General features: G+C 60.5%; 20 protein-coding genes. 9 read left to right on the top strand and 11 right to left on the bottom strand.

The window, feature by feature from the left end:
* Positions 1 to 630: a DNA-3-methyladenine glycosylase gene (locus tag KCG87_RS27035; RefSeq protein ID WP_210559201.1), complete on the top strand. Its 630-nt coding sequence runs from the start codon at positions 1 to 3 to the stop codon at positions 628 to 630.
* 268 nt (positions 631 to 898) lie between these two features.
* On the opposite strand, the gene KCG87_RS27030 is transcribed toward KCG87_RS27035, so the two are convergent.
* From KCG87_RS27030 to KCG87_RS27020, 3 genes are all read right to left on the bottom strand, one after another.
* On the bottom strand, positions 899 to 1,996 hold the full coding sequence (locus KCG87_RS27030; RefSeq protein WP_134786089.1) for an extracellular solute-binding protein: 1,098 nt from the start codon (positions 1,994 to 1,996) through the stop codon (positions 899 to 901).
* Between the two features lie 2 nt (positions 1,997 to 1,998).
* On the bottom strand, positions 1,999 to 3,120 hold the full coding sequence (aguA, locus tag KCG87_RS27025) for an agmatine deiminase (protein ID WP_210559202.1): 1,122 nt from the start codon (positions 3,118 to 3,120) through the stop codon (positions 1,999 to 2,001).
* Positions 3,121 to 3,219: 99 nt separating this feature from the next.
* Positions 3,220 to 4,104: a LysR substrate-binding domain-containing protein gene (locus KCG87_RS27020; protein ID WP_098968259.1), complete on the bottom strand. Its 885-nt coding sequence runs from the start codon at positions 4,102 to 4,104 to the stop codon at positions 3,220 to 3,222.
* Between the two features lie 209 nt (positions 4,105 to 4,313).
* Between KCG87_RS27020 and KCG87_RS27015 the strand changes: the two genes are divergently transcribed.
* Positions 4,314 to 4,802 carry a GFA family protein gene (locus KCG87_RS27015; RefSeq protein ID WP_210559203.1) on the top strand — a complete coding sequence of 163 codons (489 nt, stop codon included), beginning with the start codon at positions 4,314 to 4,316 and terminating at the stop codon, positions 4,800 to 4,802.
* A 118-nt stretch (positions 4,803 to 4,920) separates the two neighbouring features.
* Here KCG87_RS27015 and KCG87_RS27010 read toward each other — a convergent pair whose 3' ends face one another.
* The 3 genes from KCG87_RS27010 to miaE all read right to left on the bottom strand — a co-directional run bounded on the left by KCG87_RS27010 (position 4,921) and on the right by miaE (position 7,671).
* Positions 4,921 to 6,207, bottom strand: coding sequence for an ATP-binding protein (locus KCG87_RS27010; RefSeq protein WP_210559204.1), 1,287 nt, complete (start codon positions 6,205 to 6,207; stop codon positions 4,921 to 4,923).
* Positions 6,208 to 6,915, bottom strand: a complete 708-nt coding sequence (locus tag KCG87_RS27005) for a response regulator (RefSeq protein ID WP_027613172.1) — start codon at positions 6,913 to 6,915, stop codon at positions 6,208 to 6,210.
* Between the two features lie 147 nt (positions 6,916 to 7,062).
* Complete coding sequence (miaE, locus tag KCG87_RS27000; RefSeq protein ID WP_103367853.1) at positions 7,063 to 7,671, bottom strand: tRNA isopentenyl-2-thiomethyl-A-37 hydroxylase MiaE; 609 nt, start codon at positions 7,669 to 7,671, stop codon at positions 7,063 to 7,065.
* A gap of 159 nt (positions 7,672 to 7,830) precedes the next feature.
* On the opposite strand from miaE, the gene KCG87_RS26995 reads away from it, so the two are divergent.
* Positions 7,831 to 8,694, top strand: coding sequence for a universal stress protein (locus KCG87_RS26995; protein ID WP_210559205.1), 864 nt, complete (start codon positions 7,831 to 7,833; stop codon positions 8,692 to 8,694).
* A gap of 101 nt (positions 8,695 to 8,795) precedes the next feature.
* Here the strand turns inward: KCG87_RS26995 and KCG87_RS26990 are convergent, their stop codons facing one another.
* Positions 8,796 to 9,266 (bottom strand): DUF1289 domain-containing protein, encoded by a 471-nt coding sequence (locus KCG87_RS26990; RefSeq protein WP_210559206.1) that lies wholly within the window; start codon positions 9,264 to 9,266, stop codon positions 8,796 to 8,798.
* 467 nt (positions 9,267 to 9,733) lie between these two features.
* On the opposite strand from KCG87_RS26990, the gene acnB reads away from it, so the two are divergent.
* Entirely contained in the window at positions 9,734 to 12,343 is a 2,610-nt protein-coding gene (gene acnB, locus KCG87_RS26985) for a bifunctional aconitate hydratase 2/2-methylisocitrate dehydratase (protein WP_027613175.1), read from the top strand.
* Positions 12,344 to 12,512: 169 nt separating this feature from the next.
* Here the strand turns inward: acnB and KCG87_RS26980 are convergent, their stop codons facing one another.
* The 4 genes from KCG87_RS26980 to KCG87_RS27655 form a co-directional block, all read right to left on the bottom strand.
* A complete protein-coding gene (locus KCG87_RS26980) occupies positions 12,513 to 14,159 on the bottom strand; it encodes a SulP family inorganic anion transporter (protein ID WP_210559207.1) in 1,647 nt (548 codons plus the stop codon).
* 80 nt (positions 14,160 to 14,239) lie between these two features.
* Entirely contained in the window at positions 14,240 to 15,520 is a 1,281-nt protein-coding gene (locus KCG87_RS26975; protein WP_027613177.1) for an HAAAP family serine/threonine permease, read from the bottom strand.
* Positions 15,521 to 15,772: 252 nt separating this feature from the next.
* Complete coding sequence (locus tag KCG87_RS26970; RefSeq protein WP_167797071.1) at positions 15,773 to 15,943, bottom strand: hypothetical protein; 171 nt, start codon at positions 15,941 to 15,943, stop codon at positions 15,773 to 15,775.
* 49 nt (positions 15,944 to 15,992) lie between these two features.
* Positions 15,993 to 16,373, bottom strand: coding sequence for a hypothetical protein (locus KCG87_RS27655; RefSeq protein WP_348983763.1), 381 nt, complete (start codon positions 16,371 to 16,373; stop codon positions 15,993 to 15,995).
* 44 nt (positions 16,374 to 16,417) lie between these two features.
* Here KCG87_RS27655 and KCG87_RS26960 point away from each other — a divergent pair, with 44 nt between their 5' ends.
* The 5 genes from KCG87_RS26960 (at position 16,418) to KCG87_RS26940 (ending at position 20,655) form a co-directional block, all read left to right on the top strand.
* The gene (locus KCG87_RS26960; RefSeq protein ID WP_098968251.1) at positions 16,418 to 16,801 is read left to right on the top strand and encodes a tautomerase family protein; all 384 of its coding nucleotides are present in this window, start codon (positions 16,418 to 16,420) and stop codon (positions 16,799 to 16,801) included.
* 207 nt (positions 16,802 to 17,008) lie between these two features.
* Complete coding sequence (locus KCG87_RS26955; protein ID WP_210559208.1) at positions 17,009 to 17,533, top strand: cysteine hydrolase family protein; 525 nt, start codon at positions 17,009 to 17,011, stop codon at positions 17,531 to 17,533.
* A 139-nt stretch (positions 17,534 to 17,672) separates the two neighbouring features.
* Entirely contained in the window at positions 17,673 to 18,641 is a 969-nt protein-coding gene (locus KCG87_RS26950) for a 2-hydroxyacid dehydrogenase (protein ID WP_096795932.1), read from the top strand.
* Between the two features lie 156 nt (positions 18,642 to 18,797).
* Positions 18,798 to 19,865 (top strand): phosphotransferase family protein, encoded by a 1,068-nt coding sequence (locus KCG87_RS26945; RefSeq protein ID WP_210559209.1) that lies wholly within the window; start codon positions 18,798 to 18,800, stop codon positions 19,863 to 19,865.
* 22 nt (positions 19,866 to 19,887) lie between these two features.
* Entirely contained in the window at positions 19,888 to 20,655 is a 768-nt protein-coding gene (locus tag KCG87_RS26940; protein WP_007965755.1) for an SDR family oxidoreductase, read from the top strand.
* The last annotated feature ends 891 nt before the right edge of the window (positions 20,656 to 21,546 follow it).

The following is a 21,546-nucleotide window of genomic DNA, read 5'->3' as shown; positions in this document are numbered from 1 at the left end:
ATGCCGGATCGTTATCAGGCGGCCAGCGAATTTCTGGCCGCGCTCAACGAGGACTGGCAGCGCCACGTTGCAGCCGTCGGCCAGTGCCTGCATCAACCGCACCCGGCGCGTGACCCTTACGAATCGCTGGTGCGGGCAATTGCTTATCAGCAACTGCACGCCAAGGCTGGGGACGCAATTGTCGGGCGTCTGGTGGCGCTGTTTCCGGGGCAGACGTTTCCCCGGCCGGAACAGATTCTCGCGAGTGACTTCGATCAACTGCGCGGCTGCGGTTTTTCGGCGGGCAAGATTGCGACCATTCAGGGCATCGCCCGGGCAACGCTGGACGGTGTGGTGCCGGATTATCCCACCGCGCTGGCGATGGACGATGAAGCGCTGATCGAACGCCTGGTCAGCCTGCGCGGGGTTGGCCGCTGGACCGTGGAGATGCTGCTGATTTACAGCCTGGAGCGCATGGATATTCTGCCGGCGGATGACTTTGGCGTGCGCGAGGGCTATCGCCGCTTGAAGGCGCTGGAGGTACAGCCGACGCGCAGGCAGATGATCGAGATCGGCTTGGCGTGGAGTCCGTATCGGACGGTGGCGGCGTGGTATTTGTGGCGCGTGCCAAAACCGCTGCCCTCACCCTAGCCCTCTCCCGGAGGGAGAGGGAACTGACTGGGGGAGATTGGAGATATCCGCCGACCTGAAATAGCGGCTGTGAATCCATAGTCGCCCCGGTTGGCTCCCTGTCCTTCCAGGAGAGGGAACTGACTGGGGGAGACTGGAGATGTTTGCCGACCTGTAATAGCTGCTGCGAATCCATAGTCGCCCAGGATTTTCAGGTCAATGTATTACGCAAGACTCCTCGGTCGGCTCCCTCTCCCTCCGGGAGAGGGCTGGGGTGAGGGTTGGCTTTTCAGAGGCCGGATTTCAACTTGCTGAACGCCCGAATCAAAGCCCGATTGAACGCCTTGCCATTGTCATTCTTGCTGTACAACGAAGCCCGCACCGCCTCCGACGGATACGTCCCCGGATCATTACGGATCGATGCATCCACCAGACCATCCGCCGCCGTGATCGCATTGGCGTAGTGGATGGTGTCGGTGATCGGCGCGATCACCTCAGGGGTCATCAGGTAATCCATCAACGCCAGCCCCGCCTGCGGATGCGGCGCATCCTTGGGAATGACCATGGCGTCGAACCAGATCAACGTGCCCTCTTTGGGGATGCGGTAACTGAGCTGGAACGGCTTGTTCGCCGCTTGCGCCTGCCCGGCTGCAATCGCCACGTTGCCGTTCCACGACATCGCCACGCAGGTGTTGCCGTTGGCCAGGTCGCTGATGTTCAGGTCGTTGTCGAAGTAGCGAATGTACGGGCGGATCTTCGCCAGTTGCTGCTCGGCGAGTTTCAAGTCATCAAGGTTCTGCCGGTTGATGTCCAGGCCCAGGTACTTCATGACCGCCGCGAACACTTCGTTCGGGTCGTTGAGCAGACTCACCCCGCAATCGGCAAATTTCGCCACCACCGCCGGGTCGAACAGCATCGCCCAGCTGTCGGTCGGCGCGTTCGGCAGACGCTGCTTGATTGCCTGCTCCTGATAACCCACACCGGTGGTTCCCCAAGCATAGATACCGGCATAACGGTTGCCCGGATCGAACACCGCCATGTGCTGGCGGAACTCGTCACCGACTCCGGCAAAATGCGGCACCCGCGCCTTGTCCAGCGGCTGGATCGCACCGCTCTCGATGGCTCGCGACAGGTGTTGCCCGGCGGTCAGTACCAGGTCATAACCGCTGCGTCCGGTGAGCAGTTTGGTCTCCACGGTTTCCAGCGAATCGAAGTGATCGGCGACCACCTGAATACCGGTCTGCGCCTCGAAGTTCTTCAGCGTATCCGGGGCCAGGTACTCGCCCCAGATATACAGATTAACCACCGGTCTGGCGGGGTCGGCGGCCTGCACACACAGGGGTGCAAGCACCAGCAATAACGCTTGAGTCAGTTTGTGCAGGCCCATCATCACACCCCCTTGCGATTAGACGTGCCGGCGTATTGCGGCATGGTGATGCACGCGACGTTGCCGCCACCGAGGAGGATTTCCCGGGAGTTTTCGATGCCGACGATCTTGTGCTGCGGGAACAGTTCGGCGAGGGTCGCCAGCGCCACCTGATCGTTGCGATCACCGAACAGCGGCACCACGATCGAGCTGTTGCCGGCGTAGTAGTTGATATACGACGCACAGATTTGGGTGCCGGCCTGACGGGTGTGGGTACTGTCCTGCTGATCGAGGCCTTCGGCTTCCTCAGCGGTCCACTCCAGCACGTCCGGTTGCGGCAGTTTATGCACGATCAACTCGCGACCACGGCTGTCGCGGATGCTGCGCAGGATGTCGTAGGCCTCCTGATAGATTTCCCATTGCGGATCGTCGCGGTTGTCGGTCCACTGCAGCACCACTTCGCCGGGGCGCACGAAGCAGGCGAGGTCATCGACATGGCCATCGGTCTCGTCGAACTTGCAGCCGCGTGGCAGCCAGATCACCTGTTCGGCGCCGAGGTAATCGGTCAGGCGTCGAGTGACCTCGTCCTTGCCCAGATGCTGGTTGCGATTGCGGTTGAGCAGGCACTGTTCGGTGGTGAGGATGCTGCCCTGGCCATCGCTCTGGATGCCGCCGAGTTCGGCTATCAGCGGTGCGCGGTAACGGTCGAAGCGTTCGATTTCGAGGATCTTGCTGGCGATCTGATCGTCCTTGTCCCACGGGTAGTACAGCCCGCCGTCGAGGCCGCCATAGGCGTTGAATTCGAAGTCGACGCCGCGCACTTCGCCGCTCTGGTCGTTGACCACGAAGCACGGACCGCTGTCGCGGAACCAGGTGTCGTTGCAGGTCATCTCGACCACGCGCACTTGCGGCGGCAACTGGCGGCGGGCGGTGGCGAATTGCGCGGCGGAGGCGCAGACGGTGACCGGTTCGCTCTGCGCGATGGCGGTGACGATCTGCACCCAGACTTTCTGCGCCGGTTTCGCGCCGTTGCGCCACACGTCGGTGCGCTCCGGCCAGCCGAGCCAGCAGCCGGACTTGGCTTCGAATTCGCCGGGCAGACGGAAGCCGTCGCGCTTGGGGGTGGAGTCGAGCAAACGTGCCATGGTCAAACCTCGTCTTGGGGTTGGGAATGACCACAGGCTACGATCGCGGACGGCTGGCCCGCCAACGATGAATATTGCGGAACAGTTGAATTCAACTCATCAATCGGCCAGTTGATCGTTGAACCATTCAAGCATCTGCGCCACCGCCGGCCGCTCCAGGCGCAGCCGCTCGCAGACCAGCGCGTATTGGCCGAGCGCGGTCATGCTCGATGCGAACGGCCGCACCAGCCGCCCGCTCAGCAAGTCCTCCTGCGCGGTGAGGTTGTCGCCCATCGCCACACCCTGCCCCTGTGCCGCCGCTTCCAGCGCCAGACCGGCGTGAGCGAAATACAACTGGCGCTGCGGGCGCAGATCGCCGGCGTGACTGGTGAGCCAGGCGGTCCAGGTCTTGCCGTCCTGATCGTCGTGCAGCAAGCAATGACGGGCCAGGTCCTTGGGGGTTTTCAGAGTGCCCTGGTTGAACAGCCCCGGGCTGCACACAGGGAAAAATTGCAGCGCTGGTAACGGCCGTACGAAGTAGGCGCTGCTGTCCACCGGGCCGGTGCCGTAGGTGATCGCCAGGTCGATGTCTTCGCCCGGCGCGCTGGCGTCGATCGGCTGTTCGTAGAGATGCAGGGTGATGTGCGGATAGCGTGCGTAGAAATCGGTGAGGCGGTTCATCAGCCACTTTTGCGCCAGCTCGGCGGTGACCGCCAGGCGCAACACCGCCAGCGAGGAAGGATCGCGCAGTTCATCGCAGGCCTCGCCGATCAGTTCGAAAGCCTGTTGAAGACTCTGCATCAGGCGTCCGGCGGCGATGGTCGGGCGAATCTGCCGGCCTTCGCGGATAAACAGCGAGACGCCGAGCTGCTCTTCGAGCTGACGGATCTGGTGGCTGACCGCGCTGTCGGTGACGCACAACTCGGCGGCAGCCCGGCCGAAATGCGCGTGGCGGGCGGCGCATTCGAAGGTTCGCAGGGCGGCCAGTGAGGGGAGTCTTCGCATGGGTTGGGGTGCCTTTTTTTGGGACATGCTGACCGGGCCTTGAGCAGGCGTCCAGTGGCACCGCGTTATCGTTCTTCGCGAGCAAGCCCGCTCCCACACTTTGAAATGCGTTCCCCTGTGGGAGCGGGCTTGCTCGCGAAGGCGTCAACATGATCACCACAAATCTTCTAGGCTCAACCGCACCCACTTCAGCCAACCGGAGGCCCAACATGCACCTCGAAGGCTCCTGCCATTGCGGCGCCGTCACTTTCAGCCTGACCAGCGCCCATCCCTACCCCTATCAACGCTGCTACTGCTCGATCTGCCGCAAGACTCAGGGCGGTGGCGGCTATGCGATCAACCTCGGTGGCGATGCGGCCAGCCTCAAGGTTCAGGGGCGCAAGCACATCAGCATCTACCACGCGAAGATGAAGGAAGCAGGTGAAAAACGTGCCCATCGCAGCACCGCCGAGCGGCATTTCTGCTCACAGTGCGGCAGCGGCTTGTGGCTGTTCAGCCCGGAATGGCCGGAGTTGATTCATCCATTCGCCTCGGCCATCGATACGCCACTGCCGGTGCCGCCGCAGCACACACATTTGATGCTGGGGTCGAAGGCGTCCTGGGTCGAGGTGGATGCCAAGCCCAAAGACCAACAATTTGAGGTGTATCCCGAGGAGTCGATTGCGCAGTGGCATGAGCGGTTGGGGTTGGTCAAATGAGCAGGGGGTTGTGTTGTGATTGATGGCTCTATCTCGAGCAGGCTCACTCCTACAAGGGAATGCATTCCAAATGTAGGAGTGAGCCTGCTCGCGATAGGGCCCAACCTGTCTACACAAATCAGTCCAGATGCGCCCAGGTCATCCGGAACGACGCCCCACCCCACACCGATTCCCCGACCTCGACCTGCCCGCCATGAGACTGCGACACCCGCCGCACCAATGCCAGACCCAGCCCAAAGCCACCGGTACGACGGTCGCGACTGGCATCCAGCCGCGAGAACGGCTCGAAGATTTTCTCCCGACCTTCCACCGGCACACCCGGACCGTCGTCGTTGACCCGCACTTCGTAGTAATCGCCGCTGCGCACCAGCGTCACCTCGACACGCTGCTCGGCATAACGAATGGCGTTGCGCAGCAGATTGATCACTGCGCGCGCCATGAAGCGCGGCTCGATGCGTACGGTGTCGAGCAGGCAGTCACCAATCAGCAACTGCACCCCCGCCGCTTCCGCCTCCAGCGCCACGCTGCCGACCACGCTGTCGAGCCAGTTGGCCGCTTGAATGTTTTCGCACTTGATCACCGTCGCGCCGCGTTCGAGGCTGGCGTAGGTCAGCAGCTCGGAGACCATTTCTTCCAGCTCGCCAAGGTCGGCGTACATGTCGGCGATCAGTTCGCGGTTCTGGCTGGCGTCCGGTTGCTGCTTGAGCTGGTCGAGTTCGAACGACAATCGCGCAATCGGCGTGCGCAGTTCGTGGGACACCGCGTTGGTCAGCTCACGCTGATTGGCGATCAAACTCTCGATGCGCGCCGCCATCAGGTTGAAGTGTTCAGCCAGATCGCGAATGTTCGAGCGCTTGGACAGTTGAATGCGCACCGACAGGTCGTTGTCGCCAAAGCGCTCGGCGGCCAGACGCAGTTTTTCCAGATCGCGCCAGTGCGGACGCACCCAGAAAAACAACACACAGCCGATCAGCACGGCGATCATCAAGTAGGCACCGGCAATGTAGAACGGCATCAGGCTGGGTTCGGCGGGCAAGCGAATGCTGAGCAGTTGCGAGCCGCCGTCGATGGCTGAAATGTATTGGGTGTATTTGTCGCGGATCACCAGCAAGCCTTGAGCAAGCTCGGCTTTTTCCTCGTCGCTGAGCGCCAGTTGATCGGCGTCGACCAAGGTCAACCCCAAGCCATAGTGCGGGCGCAGAGCCTGCAGTTGTTTTTCACGGGACGGGCCGTCGAGGTTGCGCAGCAACTCCCCCAGCGTCCAGGCCTGACCACGCACCGCCTCGCGGTTGTAGTCCTGCATCTGATAGTCGAGCAAGGCATCGAACGTACGCTCGACAGTTTGCAGGGCCAGGACCAGGCCCACCGTCATCACCAGAAACAGCCCGAGGAATAACCGCAGCATCTACAGCTCCCACGCGAACGGATTGAACAGATACCCCTTGCCCCACACGGTCTTGATACACACCGGTTCGCGTGGGTTGTCCTTGAGTTTGTTGCGCAACTTGCTGATGTACACGTCGACGCTGCGGTTGAGCCCGTCAAAAGCGATACCGCGCATGCGATTGAGGATGTCATCGCGGGACAGGGTCTTGCCGGCGGCGCTGGCCAGCAACCACAGCAGCTCGAATTCCATGGTGGTCATTTCGATGATCTCGCCGGCCAGACGCACTTCGCGACAGCTGCGATCGATGCTCAAGCGCCCGAACTCCAGCGCACTGACCACGCCGGCTTCCGGCATCTGCCGCCGCTGCAAGGCGCGCAGCCGAGCGAGCAGTACCGGCGGTTTGATCGGTTTGATCACGTAGTCGTCGGCGCCGGATTCCAGGCCGAGAATATGGTCGAGGTCGTCTTCCTTGGCGGTAAGGATGACAATCGGCGTGTCCGACACACTGCGAATCTCCCGGCACACGTGCAGCCCGCTCTGCCCCGGCAGCATCAGGTCGAGCACCACCACTTTGGGCTGGAACTCGAGAAACGCGGCCACCGCCAGATCACCGCGATGCACCGCGCGCACCTCGTAGCCATGTTGTTCGAGAAAGTGCGCAATCAACGTGGCCAGACGCTCATCGTCTTCGACCAGCAGGACTTTGCCAAAACCCAGGTTATCCATAACGACCGTCTGCCAACCCATGTGTGAAGTGGGCGACAGTATGGCGGGATTCGTCGGCGAGGCGTTGTTTCGGGCAGCAAAAACCGGCCGCAGGGGCCGGTTTTCGGTGATATTTCATACTCTTAAGAGTTTTTAACAGTTTGTGTTTCAGGCCGCGGCCGGCACACCACTGTGAAAGCGGAATTCTTCATCCGGCGACTCGATCAGCTCCTGCTCGGCCGCACGCACCTTGTCGATCACCTGAGCGATGTCCTTCACGTCGCCGTACTGGTAAGCCAGTTTCAGATAACCCTGGAAGTGCCGCGCCTCGCTTTTCAGCAGGCCGAAATAGAACTTGCCGAGTTCTTCGTCCAGATGCGGCACCAGCGCTTCGAAACGCTCGCAACTGCGCGCTTCGATAAATGCGCCGACCACCAGGGTATCCACCAGTTTCACCGGCTCATGGCTGCGCACCACTTTGCGCAGGCCCGAGGCGTAACGCCCGGCATGCAACTGGCGCAGCTCGATCTTGCGGCGTTTCATGATGCGCATGACTTGTTCGTGGTGCACCAGTTCTTCCCGGGCCAGACGCGACATCATGTTGATCAGGTCGACGTGGGAATGGTACTTGGCAATCAGGCTCAACGCGGTACTGGCGGCCTTGAACTCGCAGTTCTTGTGGTCGATCAACAGGGTTTCCTGATCGGCCAGTGCCGCCTGGACCCAGGCGTCGGGCGTGCGGCAGCCAAGGAATTCGTGGATTTCGGGAAGGATCATGGGGCTCACGGTAAAAGGTGTACGAGCAAAGGCCGCCGATTATACCGGCCTGCCCGCAGACCACCAGTCGCAGGCGTTGATATGTATCAAGTCGCAGGCGCATGAGCAGCAACTATAGTTGTGCAACGCCGTGCCTTTTCTTTGCTGGAGACTCCGCTCATGCAAGCCATTCGCAGCATTCTGGTGGTCATCGAACCCGAACATTCGGAAAGCCTGGCGCTCAAGCGCGCCAAGCTGATCGCCGGCGTGACCCAGGCCCATCTCCACTTGCTGGTGTGCGACCGCAAGCACGACCACGCCGGCATGCTCGGCGTGCTCAAAGCCGCGCTGCTGGCGGATGGCTACAGCGCGACCACCGAACAGGCATGGAACGAGAGCCTGCACGAAACCATCATCGATGTGCAGCAGGCCGAAGGCTGCGGGCTGGTGGTCAAGCAGCACTATCCCGACAGTGCGCTGAAAAAGGCCCTGCTGACGCCGGCGGACTGGAAACTGCTGCGGCACTGCCCGACCCCGGTGCTATTGGTAAAAACATCCACTTCCTGGAAAGACCGGGTGATTCTTGCGGCCGTGGACGTGGGCAATGCCGATGGCGAACACCGGCATTTGCACACTACGATCATTGATCACGGCTACGACATTGCCAGCCTCGCCAAGGCGCATCTGCATGTGATCACGGCGCATCCGTCACCCATGCTCTCGGCAGCGGATCCGACCTTTCAACTCAAGGAAACCATCGAGGCGAAATACCGCGAACAGTGCAAGGCGTTTCAGGCCGAGTTCGATGTGGACGACGAACACCTGCACATCGAGGAAGGCCCGGCGGATGTGCTGATTCCGTTCATGGCGCACAAGCTGCAGGCGGCGGTGACCGTGATCGGCACCGTGGCGCGCACCGGGTTGTCGGGCGCGTTGATCGGCAATACCGCCGAAGTGGTGCTGGATGCGCTGGAAAGCGACGTGCTGGTGCTCAAGCCGCAGGAGATTGAAGATCATCTGGTGGAGTTGGCGGTGAAGCATTAGGGACTGCGGCGTTTGAAAGTCAGTCTTCGCGAGCAAGCCCGCTCCCACATTTGGAATGCAATCTCCTGTGGGAGCGGGCTTGCTCGCGAAGCTTTTGATCTTCAGGCGCCAAAGACGTCCTTGAGGAAGCCCGGGGCGATGTAGCGCTGATAATGCGCTTCCGACAGCAGGAAAAATTCCCGATCAATGGCATCGCGCAACTCCGGCAGGTTCCAGTCGCGGAACTCCGGCAGCAACACCATCCCGTAGGCTTCCAGATTAATGATCACCCGCGCCCCGCGCGCAATCAGCTGATAGGCCCAGCAATATTCCGACTGATGCGGCACAAAGCGGATCTTGCGCTGCTCCAGCTGTTGGCGCAGCCGCGCTGGATCGAAGATCTCGACCTTGCTCGCCATCACTTGTGACAGCAATTGCTCCAGACGCAACCACACCGCACGCTTTTCCTCCTCGCCGTAACCATTCCAGTGGATCACTTCGTGGTGGAAACGCTTGCAGCCACGGCACACCAGATCTCCGTAAACAGTGGAGCAGAGGCCGACGCAGGGGGTCTTGATGGTCTGATTGGGCATAAATTGGCAAAACACTGAAACGCGGAACAGGCCGGCATGTTAGCCCTTTGTCGGGCATTGATCACCCCTCAAACGTCAGGGGCAAGCGCTGGCTCGCGGTTTGCCTCGCCCGCGCACAACGCCACCAAAGTCCAATAGAGCGCGACTTACCTTTAAATTTTTTTTGCCGTAGAATCAGCCAGCCTTTTAAGGCGCCAATGTCCGTTAGAAGCTGTTTTCAAAGCGTCACGAGCACAGTCGTTCCTTCAGAGCGGTGTTGGCGAAGGGTTTTTCCAGCGGGGAAAAGCCCAACGCCAACCCTCATCAGCTCCCCGTTCTGCAGGCGTAAAACTTTGAAAGCAGCTTCTGTAAGGAATTGCCGGTAATTCTGGCCAAACGACCCACAACGTCGTGCGGTGCATGAGTACGGCAATTTCGGGATGAGCGTCCCGGACACCCATTTGGGACCACTGATGAGGGTAATAACTGTGCTTGAAGCCTACCGCAAACATATCGAAGAGCGTGCAGCCCTGGGTATCGTTCCCCAGCCGCTTAACGCCGAACAAACTGCAGGCCTGGTCGAGCTGCTGAAGAATCCTCCGGCTGGCGAAGAAGCTTTCCTCGTTGACCTGATCACCAATCGCGTACCACCAGGAGTGGACGAAGCCGCTTACGTCAAAGCCGGTTTCCTGTCGGCCCTGGCCAAAGGCGAAGTCACCTCCCCTCTGCTGGACAAGAAGCGCGCTGTAGAACTGCTCGGCACCATGCAGGGCGGCTACAACATCGTGACTCTGGTTGAACTGCTGGACAACGCCGAGCTGGCGCCAGTGGCTGCCGAAGAACTCAAGCACACCCTGCTGATGTTCGATGCCTTCCACGACGTGGCTGAAAAAGCCAAGAACGGCAACGTTCACGCCAAGGCCGTGCTGCAATCCTGGGCTGACGGCGAGTGGTTCAAGAAGCGTCCTGTCCTGGCCGACAAGATCAGCCTGCGCGTATTCAAGGTCACCGGCGAAACCAACACCGACGACCTGTCGCCTGCACCAGACGCCTGGTCGCGTCCTGACATCCCGCTGCACGCCCTGGCCATGCTGAAAATGGCCCGTGACGGCATCGTTCCGGACGAGCAAGGCAAGACCGGCCCGATGAAGCAGATCGAAGAAATGCGCGGTCAAGGCTTCCCGATCGCCTACGTCGGTGACGTGGTCGGTACCGGTTCCTCGCGTAAATCGGCGACCAACTCGGTGCTGTGGTTCTTCGGCGACGACATCCCTTACGTGCCGAACAAGCGCGCTGGCGGTTTCTGCTTCGGCAGCAAAATCGCTCCGATCTTCTACAACACCATGGAAGATGCCGGCGCACTGCCAATCGAGTTCGACGTGTCGAACATGAACATGGGCGACGTGATCGACCTGTACCCGCACGCTGGCAAAGTCTGCAAGCACGGTACCGACGAAGTCATCACCACCTTCGAAATGAAGACCCCTGTGCTGCTGGACGAAGTCCGTGCCGGCGGTCGTATTCCGCTGATCATCGGCCGTGGCCTGACCGAGAAGGCTCGTGCCGAACTGGGTCTGCCGGCATTCGATCTGTTCAAGAAGCCGGAAGCACCGGCTGAAAGCACCAAGGGCTTCACCCTGGCGCAGAAAATGGTCGGCAAGGCGTGCGGTCTGGCAGAAGGCAAAGGCGTTCGTCCTGGCACCTACTGCGAACCGAAAATGACCACCGTCGGCTCTCAGGACACCACCGGTCCGATGACCCGTGACGAACTGAAAGACCTGGCGTGCCTGGGCTTCTCCGCTGACCTGGTGATGCAGTCCTTCTGCCACACCGCGGCGTATCCGAAGCCGATCGACGTGACCACCCACCACACCCTGCCTGACTTCATCATGACCCGCGGCGGCGTTTCCCTGCGTCCGGGCGATGGCATCATCCACTCGTGGCTGAACCGCATGCTGCTGCCGGACACCGTAGGTACCGGTGGTGACTCGCACACCCGCTTCCCGATGGGCATCTCGTTCCCGGCCGGTTCCGGTCTGGTCGCGTTCGCCGCTGCCACCGGCGTCATGCCGCTGGACATGCCGGAATCGATCCTGGTGCGCTTCAAAGGCAAAATGAAACCTGGCATCACCCTGCGTGACCTGGTTCATGCCATTCCTTACTTCGCCATCCAGAACGGTCTGCTGACCGTCGAGAAGAAAGGCAAGAAAAACGCCTTCTCCGGCCGCATCCTGGAGATCGAAGGCCTGGAAGGTCTGACCCTGGAACAGGCGTTCGAACTGTCCGACGCCTCGGCCGAACGTTCGGCTGCCGGTTGCACCATCAAGCTGTCGAAAGAGTCGATCACCGAGTACCTGCAGTCCAACATCACCCTGCTGCGCTGGATGATCGGCGAAGGCTACGGCGATGCGCGTACCCTGGAACGTCGCGCGCAAGCGATGGAAGCCTGGATCGCCAACCCTGAGCTGATGGAAGCCGATGCCGACGCCGAATACGCCGAAGTCATCGAAATCGATCTGGCCGACATCAACGAGCCGGTACTGTGCGCGCCGAACGATCCGGACGACGCCCGTCTGCTGTCCAGCGTGGCTGGCGAGAAGATCGACGAAGTGTTCATCGGTTCGTGCATGACCAACATCGGTCACTTCCGCGCTGCCGGTAAACTGCTGGATCAGGTCAAGGGTCAGCTGCCTACCCGTCTGTGGCTGTCGCCGCCGACCAAGATGGACGCTCACCAACTGACCGAAGAAGGCTACTACGGCATCTACGGCAAGGCCGGCGCACGCATGGAAATGCCAGGCTGCTCGCTGTGCATGGGTAACCAGGCACGCGTTGAGCCGAACAGCACCGTGGTGTCGACTTCGACCCGTAACTTCCCGAACCGTCTGGGCGACGGCGCGAACGTCTACCTGGCTTCGGCCGAGCTGGCGTCCGTGGCTTCGATCCTGGGTCGCCTGCCGACCGTCGAGGAATACATGGAATACGCTGGCAAGATCGACAGCATGGCGGCCGATGTCTACCGCTACCTGTCCTTCGACCAGATCGCCGAGTTCCGTGAAGCTGCTGCGAACGCCAAGATTCCAGTCGTTCAAGCCTAACGTTACAAAGCAATAGAAAACGCCGCCCATCGTGAGATGCGCGGCGTTTTTTTATGCCTTGGAATACCGTCCCCTGTAGGAGTGAGCCTGCTCGCGATAGCGGTGTGTCAGATACATTTGTATCGACTGACACACCGCTATCGCGAGCAGGCTCACTCCTACAGGGGGGTTAAGTGTTGAGTTTGAGGGCTTGCCGGACCGCGCCATCAACGCTCAGCCCGCTAAGCGTCACGCCATTTGCTTGCACTTCAGGCAATACCTCCAGCACCGCCAGTGCCTCATGCTTGAGTCGCGCCAGAATCAGGCGCTTGCCCTCCTGATGCACCCGCAGGAAGAACTCCTGGATTGCCTCAATGCTGGTGCCGTCCAGGTCCGGGGTTTCCTCCAGACTGAGAATCACCGTGTGCAGCGCCACGTCCGAATGACGAATCAAGTGCAAAGCTGCACCAAGAACTCGCTCGACGTTAGCAAAGAACAACGCCTCACTGGGCCGCACAATCAGCACTCCCGGCTCAGTCACCGCCGTTGGGTGACGCTGCAGATCGACAAAATCATGGCCGCCGTCGATCCGACCGAGCACCTGAATGTCCGCCGCCGACATCTGTTTGAGCATCAGCAACACGCTGATGGCCACCGACACCAGCAAGCCGTCGAGAATGCCCAGTACCAGCACCGCCCCCACCGCGCACAGCACCAGCAGCCGATCCCGGCGCCAGACGAAATAGCGCCCCAGCGGCTGCAGACTCAAGCCCCGCGCCAGCGCATGAATCACGATGGCCGCCAGAATCGGCTCCGGTGTCAGGGCGATCCACGGCAGCACCGTCAGCACGATCACCAGCACCACCAGCGCCGCCACCCCACCGGCCCAGCGAGAAGTCGCGCCAGCGGCCTCGTTCGCCGACGTTGCCGAATACCCGGCCCCCGCCGGCATGCCATGGAACAATCCGGACAACAAGTTCGCTGCGCCGAGCGCCAGCAGATCGCGGTTGGAGGTCACACGGTCGCCGTGTTTGAGGGCGAATGAACTGATCGAGCCGTACGACTCGGCGTACAGAATCATCACCAGCGCAAACCCCACCTCCCCCAGCCGCAGCCAGTCGGCAAACGGCAGCACCGGCAGGCTTGGCACCTCCAGGCTCAGGTCGATCAAGCCAATCATGTTCACGCCATACGCCGGAAGGTTCAGCCATTGTCCAGCGACGATGCCGATCACCACCACCAGCAAACCGCCTGGCACCCGTGGAAAGCGCGAGAACAGTCCCAACAGCAGCAACGCCACCGCTGCGACGGCCGCCGCCGGCCAGTTCCACTGCGGCAGTTGTTCGAGCAGTTGCGGGGCGAAGCGCACCAGATTGGCATCGGTCAGATGCACACCGACCACACTGGCGACCTGCTTGAGGATGATGGTCAGCGCGAGGCCGAAGGCGAAGCCGCGCAGCACCGGTTTGGCGATAAACGCAGTGACGCTGCCGAAACGAAAGATCCCCGCCAGCAAGAACAGCCCACCGGTGACCAGCACCAACCCGACCGCCAGCGTCGCGCGTAACTGCGGGTCGCCATTGGCCATGGTCGCGGTGGCCGCCGCCAGCACCGCTGCTGACGAAGACGTGGCCGAGACAATGGCAAAGCGGCTGGTGCCAAACAACCCATAGCACAGCAACCCGGCAAACAGCGCAATCACCCCGGCCTGGGGCGCCAGTGCGGCGATGGTCGAATAGGCGACCGCTTCGGGTAATAGCAGACCGGCAATCGACAGACCGGCGAGGATATCCTGCCAGCGATTGGGTGGCTCTACAGATTGGGGCGCGCTCGACAATCCACTGTCTCCAGACGAAAAAAAGCCGCTGTGCGTATCACGCACAGCGGCCACTGTAGCTGAGTCTCTGGCGCTTTGGCTTACGCCGTCAGCGAATAAATCACCGCCGAAATGGCCACCAGACCGACCAGGGTAACGAATACGTTCGACGCCTGACCGCGATAGCGCGCCATCGCCGGTACTTTACGAATCGCGTACATCGGCATCAGGAACAGGATCGCCGCAATCACCGGACCGCCGACGGCCTCGATCATCCCGAGAATGCTCGGGTTCAGGGTTGCAACGATCCAGCACACCACCAGCATGAACGCCGCGACTATGCGATCCAGCGCTTTGGCGCCCGGACGCTTGCCGCTCTTGACGATCAGGCCCTTGAGGCCTTCGCTGGCACCGATGTAGTGGCCGAGGAACGACTTGGAAATCGCCACAAAGGCAATCAACGGCGCCGCAAAAGCGATGGCCGGATTGCTGAAGTGGTTGGCCAGGTACGACAGGATCGACAGATTCTGCGCCTTGGCTTCGGCCAGTTGTTCCGGCGACAGGGTCAGCACGCAACTGAAGACGAAGAACAGCACCATCACCACCATCAGCAGGTGGGCGCGGCAGAGGATCTGCGAGCTGCGCTGCTCCGCATTGGCACCGTAACGACGCTTCTGGTCCACCGCGAAGGCCGAGATGATCGGCGAGTGGTTGAACGAGAACACCATCACCGGAATCGCCAGCCACAGTGTGTGCAGCAGTGCCGACGGTGCCGGCACTTGCGAAGCGGTGGTGAGAATGCCGCCATTCCAGTGCGGAATCAGGTACACCGCGAGGAACAGCAACGCGACGATGAACGGATACACCATCAGGCTCATCGCCTTGACGATCGCCTGCTCGCCGCAACGCACCACGGCCAGCAGGCCGAGGATCAGCACGAACGACAGCAGCGCGCGCGGCGGCGGCGTGATGTGCAGTTGGTGTTCGAGGAAGCTGGCGACCGTGTTGGTCAGGCCGACGCTGTAGATCAGCAGGATCGGGAAGATGGCGAAGAAGTACAGCAGGGTGATCAGCGCGCCGGCCTTGATGCCGAAATGCTGCTCGACCACCTCGGTGATGTCGGCGCCTTCGCGACCGGAGAGCACGAAGCGGGTCAGGCCGCGGTGAGCGAAGAATGTCATCGGGAAGGCCAGCAGCGCGAGGATCACCAGCGGCCAGAAGCCACCCAGACCCGCGTTGATCGGCAAAAACAGGGTACCGGCGCCAATGGCCGTCCCGAACAGTCCCAACATCCACGTGGTGTCATGGCGATTCCAGCTCGACAGTTCAGCTGGTGCTGCCGCTTCATAGCGTGCGTCGACGCTATTGGCCTGATCATTCATCCGGTCGGATCTCCGCATTCCGGTCACTTGCCACTCGGTCAGGACGCGTCGGAAAAAACCGACAGACATGCTCCGGCCGAAACAGGGGCGCGATTCTCCGCGATAAATGAGCAGAAGCAAAGACTTAGCTGAGGAATGGTTGTACGGAGCAGATCAGCGGGTTGTCGTTTTCGGGAAAATGGCTGTCGGCTCCGGATACGTGAGATGTCGTTTTCCGGCAAGTCCCAATGTAATACGAGCGGGAAGACTTGATCAGATTGATCGAGCCAGCATGAATCCGAGTGACATGCAAAACAGGCCGAACACCAGCATTCCCCAGATTGGGTACATATCGCCCTTGTTTTTGACGCGCATTCTTTCAACGTCCTCATCGTATTCTCGATCTGCCCGTTCAATCATGGCCTGACGGTCAAATGTACTCATGGTGATTTCCTTTTTTAGAGAGGGGTCTGAATGGTACAAACGCGAACACTTAAAACTTGAGTGAAAGTCCTACTACGGCTGCTGTTGCGGTCAACACCCCAGTGACTACCGCAAACGGATAAAAATACGTATCCCACCTCAACTTCTTTTCTTCCGCTATAAGCTTTTTTCTCTCGGCCGCCAGTTTCCGTATTTCACTCATTATCCTTTCGAGTTCCAGGTGTTCTCGATTGTTTTGAAGCATTTGCCTTCCTTGGCTGTTGGTAGTCACTGCCCAAGCTACTTTGTGCCTCCATGATTTCGCGTTCATCACCATTCCGGTAGCAGACGCATCCGCCAAATTCGTAGGCAAAATCCGCGAAAAACGTAGGTAGCCTCGTACAAAAACAGCTGCGAGCTCATCACCCCACACTTTCAATCTGGCCGACATGTTCTAGCGTGAGACAAGTCCCCTACCCAACGGAATCTCTGCCCATGCCCCTCGTCCGCGTCGAAATCAAAAAGCACACCGACCCCACCTTCGCCAAACGCATCGGCGAGCAGATCTACGCCGCCATGCGCAGCACCATCAATGTGCCGGAACACGATAATTTCCAGATCCTCAACGAGCACGACGGCGAGCATTTCATCTTCGACCCGCAATACCTGGGCATCCAGCGCAGCGATCAGTTGGTGATCATCCAGATCACCCTCAATGAAGGTCGGACGCTGGAGCAGAAAAAAGCCCTGTACCAGACCATCGCGCACAGCCTGAACACCCAACTGGGCATTCGCATGGAAGACGTGTTCATCAATCTGGTGGAAGTCAAAAAGGAGAATTGGTCGTTCGGCAACGGCATCGCTCAATACGCCAGTTGACAGCCCTTCGCCGCCGCCAGCATGATCGGCGGCATGAACCTTCGCCCGCTGCACCTCACCCGTACCACCACGACCGCCACCGGCGGGTCGTGGTGTTGCTGCCTGAGATGAATCCAGCGCAGTGAACCCAAGGCCCCGCCAGCAATGGACGGGGCCTTGTTGTTTCTCCCGTCCCTGCGGCTTTTGCAGCCCTCAAGGAGAAACATCATGTCCGCAGCATTGTTGATCATCGATATGCAGGTCGGTCTGTTCCATGGCCCGGAAAAACCCCATGACGGGGAGCGCGTGCTCGCCAACATCCAGCAGCTGATCCGCCAGGCACGCCAGCAACACGTGCCGATCTACGCCGTACGCCACACCGGCCCGACAGGTTCGCCGATTGCCGCCGGCAGCCCCTTCTGGCAATTGCTGCCGGAACTTGACCTGAATGCCGAGTCCGACCACGTGTTCGACAAGTCCCGACCCAACGCCTTCCATGGCACCGATCTGGCGCAGCAGCTCAACACTAATCAGATTGACGACCTGTACCTGGTCGGCATGAAAACCCAGTTCTGCGTCGACGCCACCTGCCGCGCCGCTGCCGATCTGGGCTTCAAACCGTTGCTGGTGGCCGACGCCCACACTTGCATGGACACCCCCGCATTACCCGCCCGCATCATCATCGAGCACCATAACGCCACCCTCGGCGGAGCATTTGCACGGCTGATCAACAGCGCCGACGTGAGCTTCTGACGAAGCGCCCGCGCGCTCCCCGTTTCAGCTCCTACACTGGCTGAAGCGGGGCTGCGGCCACCATTGCCAAACCGCTCTGGAATCAGCACTCTGACACGACTTTCGCGACCACACCGTCATAGATCACAGGAGCCGCGCAATGCCCGCCACCGTTCTGGTACTGGTTGAAACCATCAATGACTATTTGCCGATTCTCGAGCATCAGGGTTTTCATCTGATCCTCGCACCAACCCCTGCCGAACGTGCGCAAGCCATCGCCAGCCACGGCGCACGGATCGACGCGGTGCTGACCCGTGGCCCGCTGGGACTGACCGCTGAGGAAATTGCCGCCCTGCCGGCGCTGAAAATCATCACCGTGATCGGCGCCGGTTATGAACACGTTGACCTGCAGGCTGCCAGCGATCGCGGGATCACCGTGACCAATGGTGCCGGGGTCAACGCCTCGTCGGTGGCCGATCATGCGATGGCGATGCTGTTGGCGCTGGTGCGCGACATTCCGCGCTGCGACGCGGCGGTGCGCCGGGGTGAATGGCCGAAGATCATGCGCCCGTCGCTGGCCAATAAACGCCTGGGCATTCTCGGCCTGGGCGCGGTGGGCATGGCGATTGCCAAACGTGCTCACCTCGGTTTCGACATGCAGATCAGTTACCACAACCGTCAGTTGCGCAGTGATGTGCCCTATACGTTCTGCTCGACGCCGACCGAACTGGCGCGGGCCTCGGACTTTCTGATCGTCGCCACGCCGGGCGGGATTGGCACCCAGCATCTGGTGACTCGCCCGGTGCTCGACGCCCTTGGCCCGAACGGTTTCATCGTCAACATCGCGCGGGCCAGTGTGATCGCCACCGCTGAGCTGATCAGCGCCCTTGAGCAACGGCGAATTGCGGGCGCCGCACTGGACGTGTTCGATCACGAACCGCAGGTGCCGGATGCGCTGAAAACCCTGAGTAATGTGATTCTCACGCCACACGTCGCCGGCCTGTCACCCGAGGCCACCCAAGGCACGGTGGAACTGGTGGGAAAAAACCTCGTGGCGTTCTTCTCAGGGCAACCGGTGCTGACGCCCATCGCCCTGCCCCCCAGGCTCAACAACCAGCGCGTGCATTGAAAAGAGCCGGCAGCGCCCTGCTGCCGTACCTATTCGAAACGCTGATTATCCTGCAACACGCTAACCTATAAGACCGCTGCGCGCTTGTGGCCGCCCGAGTGCGCCATTAGATTAGCCAATGATGTCTGGCCTCCAAAATAAGCAGAAGGGATAAGCATGGCGCTTACTGACCAGTCCACCCGGATCCGCTCTGGCGAAGAACTCGATGCCAGCCTGATCGATCCATACTTGAAGGCGCACATTCCGGACCTGACCGGCACCCCGCAGATCAGCCAGTTTCCAGGCGGTGCGTCGAACCTGACTTACCTTCTGGAATACCCGCAGCAGGAGTTCGTGCTGCGCCGGCCGCCGTTTGGCCACAAGGCCAAATCCGCCCACGACATGGGCCGCGAATTCCGCATCCTCAATCAACTGCGCGACGGTTTCCCCTACTGCCCGAAAGCCTACGTGCACTGCACCGACGAGTCGGTGATCGGTGTCGAGTTCTATGTGATGGAACGGGTCAAGGGCATCATCCTGCGCTCCGACCTGCCGCCAGAACTGGGCCTCGATGCAGCGAAAACCGAAGCGCTGTGCAAGAGCTTCATCGACCGCTTTGTTGAGCTGCATCGGGTTGACTACAACGCCTGCGGCCTCGGCGATCTGGGCAAGCCGGAAGGCTACGTCGCCCGCCAGATCAAGGGCTGGAGCGAGCGCTACGAAAAAGCCCTGACCCCGGACGCGCCGCACTGGGAGAAAGTCAAAGCGTGGCTCAACGACAAGATGCCGGCCGACCATCCGACCTCGAGCATCGTCCACAACGACTATCGCTTCGACAACGTGATCCTCGACCCGAACAACCCGATGCAGATCATCGGCGTGCTTGACTGGGAACTGACCACCCTCGGCGATCCGCTGATGGACCTGGGCAACACCCTCGCCTACTGGATTCAGGCCGATGATCCGGCACCGGTGCAACTGATGCGCCGCCAGCCGAGCCACGCCCCGGGCATGCTGACTCGACGCGAATTCGTCGATTACTACGCCGAACGCTCGGGCATCCAGATCGACAATTTCGACTTCTACTACACCTACGGCCTGTTCCGTCTGGCCGGCATCGTGCAGCAGATCTACTACCGCTTCTACCACGGCCAGACTCAGGACAAACGCTTCGCGCAGTTCATTCACATGAACAAACTGCTGGAGCACATGAGCCTGCAGGTCATTGCGAAATCGAGCCTCTGACGGCCCACACCAAGGAACCTTTATGTCCAAGACTCAGTTGTTCGACCTCGACGGCAAAATCGCATTCGTCTCCGGCGCCAGCCGTGGCATCGGCGAAGCCATCGCCAAACTGCTGGCCCAGCAAGGCGCCCACGTGATCGTCTCGAGCCGCAAGCTCGAAGGCTGCCAGCACGTCGCCGACGCGATCATCGCCGCCGGCGGCAAGGCCACCGCCGTGGCCTGCCACATTGGTGAAATGGAACAGATCAGCCAGGTCTTCGCCGGGATCAAGGAACAGTTCGGTCGCCTCGATATTCTGGTGAACAACGCGGCGACCAACCCGCAGTTCTGCAACGTGCTGGACACCGATCTGGGTGCGTTCCAGAAGACTGTCGACGTGAACATCCGTGGCTACTTCTTCATGTCGGTGGAAGCCGGCAAGCTGATGCGCGAAAACGGTGGCGGCAGCATCATCAACGTCGCCTCGATCAACGGTATTTCACCGGGCGTGTTCCAGGGCATCTACTCGGTGACCAAGGCCGCCGTGATCAACATGACCAAAGTCTTCGCCAAGGAATGCGCGCAATTCGGCATCCGCTGCAACGCCTTGCTGCCGGGCCTGACCGACACCAAATTCGCTTCGGCCTTGGTGAAGAATGACGCGATCCTCAAGCAGGCACTGACGCAGATCCCCCTCAAGCGCGTGGCCGATCCGAGTGAAATGGCCGGGGCGGTGCTGTATCTGGCAAGTGATGCATCGAGCTACACCACCGGGGTTTCGCTGAATGTGGACGGTGGGTTCCTGTCCTGATCTCTCTGACAACCCTGTGGGAGCGGGCTTGCTCGCGAAGTCGGAGTGTCAGGCAGCATTGCCTTGAATGACACACCGCATTCGCGAGCAAGCCCGCTCCCACAGGGGTTATCCGTAAGACAGTGACTTTGGGTAATGGCCTGACAAAGTGCACCGGCAAGTACCCCTACAGCACTACTGCGTGACACACCGGGTGGTGGTGATATGCCGAGTGACCTGCTCGTCAACATACATATCGCCCGACACCTGAGTGTTTTCCAGGGTCTGACAGGTACGCACCGGCGGTGGTGGCGGTGCAGCAGGAGGCGGTGGCGGAGGACTGGCGCAGCCGCTCAATAGCGCGACAGAGAAAGCCAGCGACAACGGCAGATACACGCGTTTCCCAGGATTATTCATAGGACGACCCGCGATGAATGGAAGAGCCACTTCCGCAATCGCGCACGAATACCGCGGATGACGGAAGACCTGACCACTCATTCTTTATAGCCGACCACCCTGTAAGCGCCAGTGAAATGGAGGGGGATAAGAGAATTGGCTGTCGATTTTGCGGGGAGTAAATCTGTGTGGGAGGGGTACATCAACAAGAATTTTTTGACTGGAAGGCCGCCATCGCTGGCAAGCCAGCTCCCACAGGGGTTGAGTATTCCTGACTGAAATGGGTCAGCTGTCAGGCCGCCTTCGCGAGCAAGCCCGCTCCCACAGTTGGGCCGGGTGCATCAGCAAAAAATTGGTCGGCTGTCAGGCCGCCATCGCCAGCAGGCTGACTCCTGCAATTCAGAGAGCGAGCCCCCCCATGCGGCGAAGCCGCCCCACTCAACACAATGAGCGTTAGCTCGAGTACCGCTTTTGATCTGAGGGCCCGTCGGCAGGCTGAGTGGAGGGATTTGTCCG

This window comes from Pseudomonas sp. MWU347, from assembly GCF_017947305.1.
Taxonomy (GTDB): Bacteria; Pseudomonadota; Gammaproteobacteria; order Pseudomonadales; family Pseudomonadaceae; genus Aquipseudomonas; species Aquipseudomonas putida_A.
This window is presented reverse-complemented; position numbering and strand designations above follow the sequence as displayed.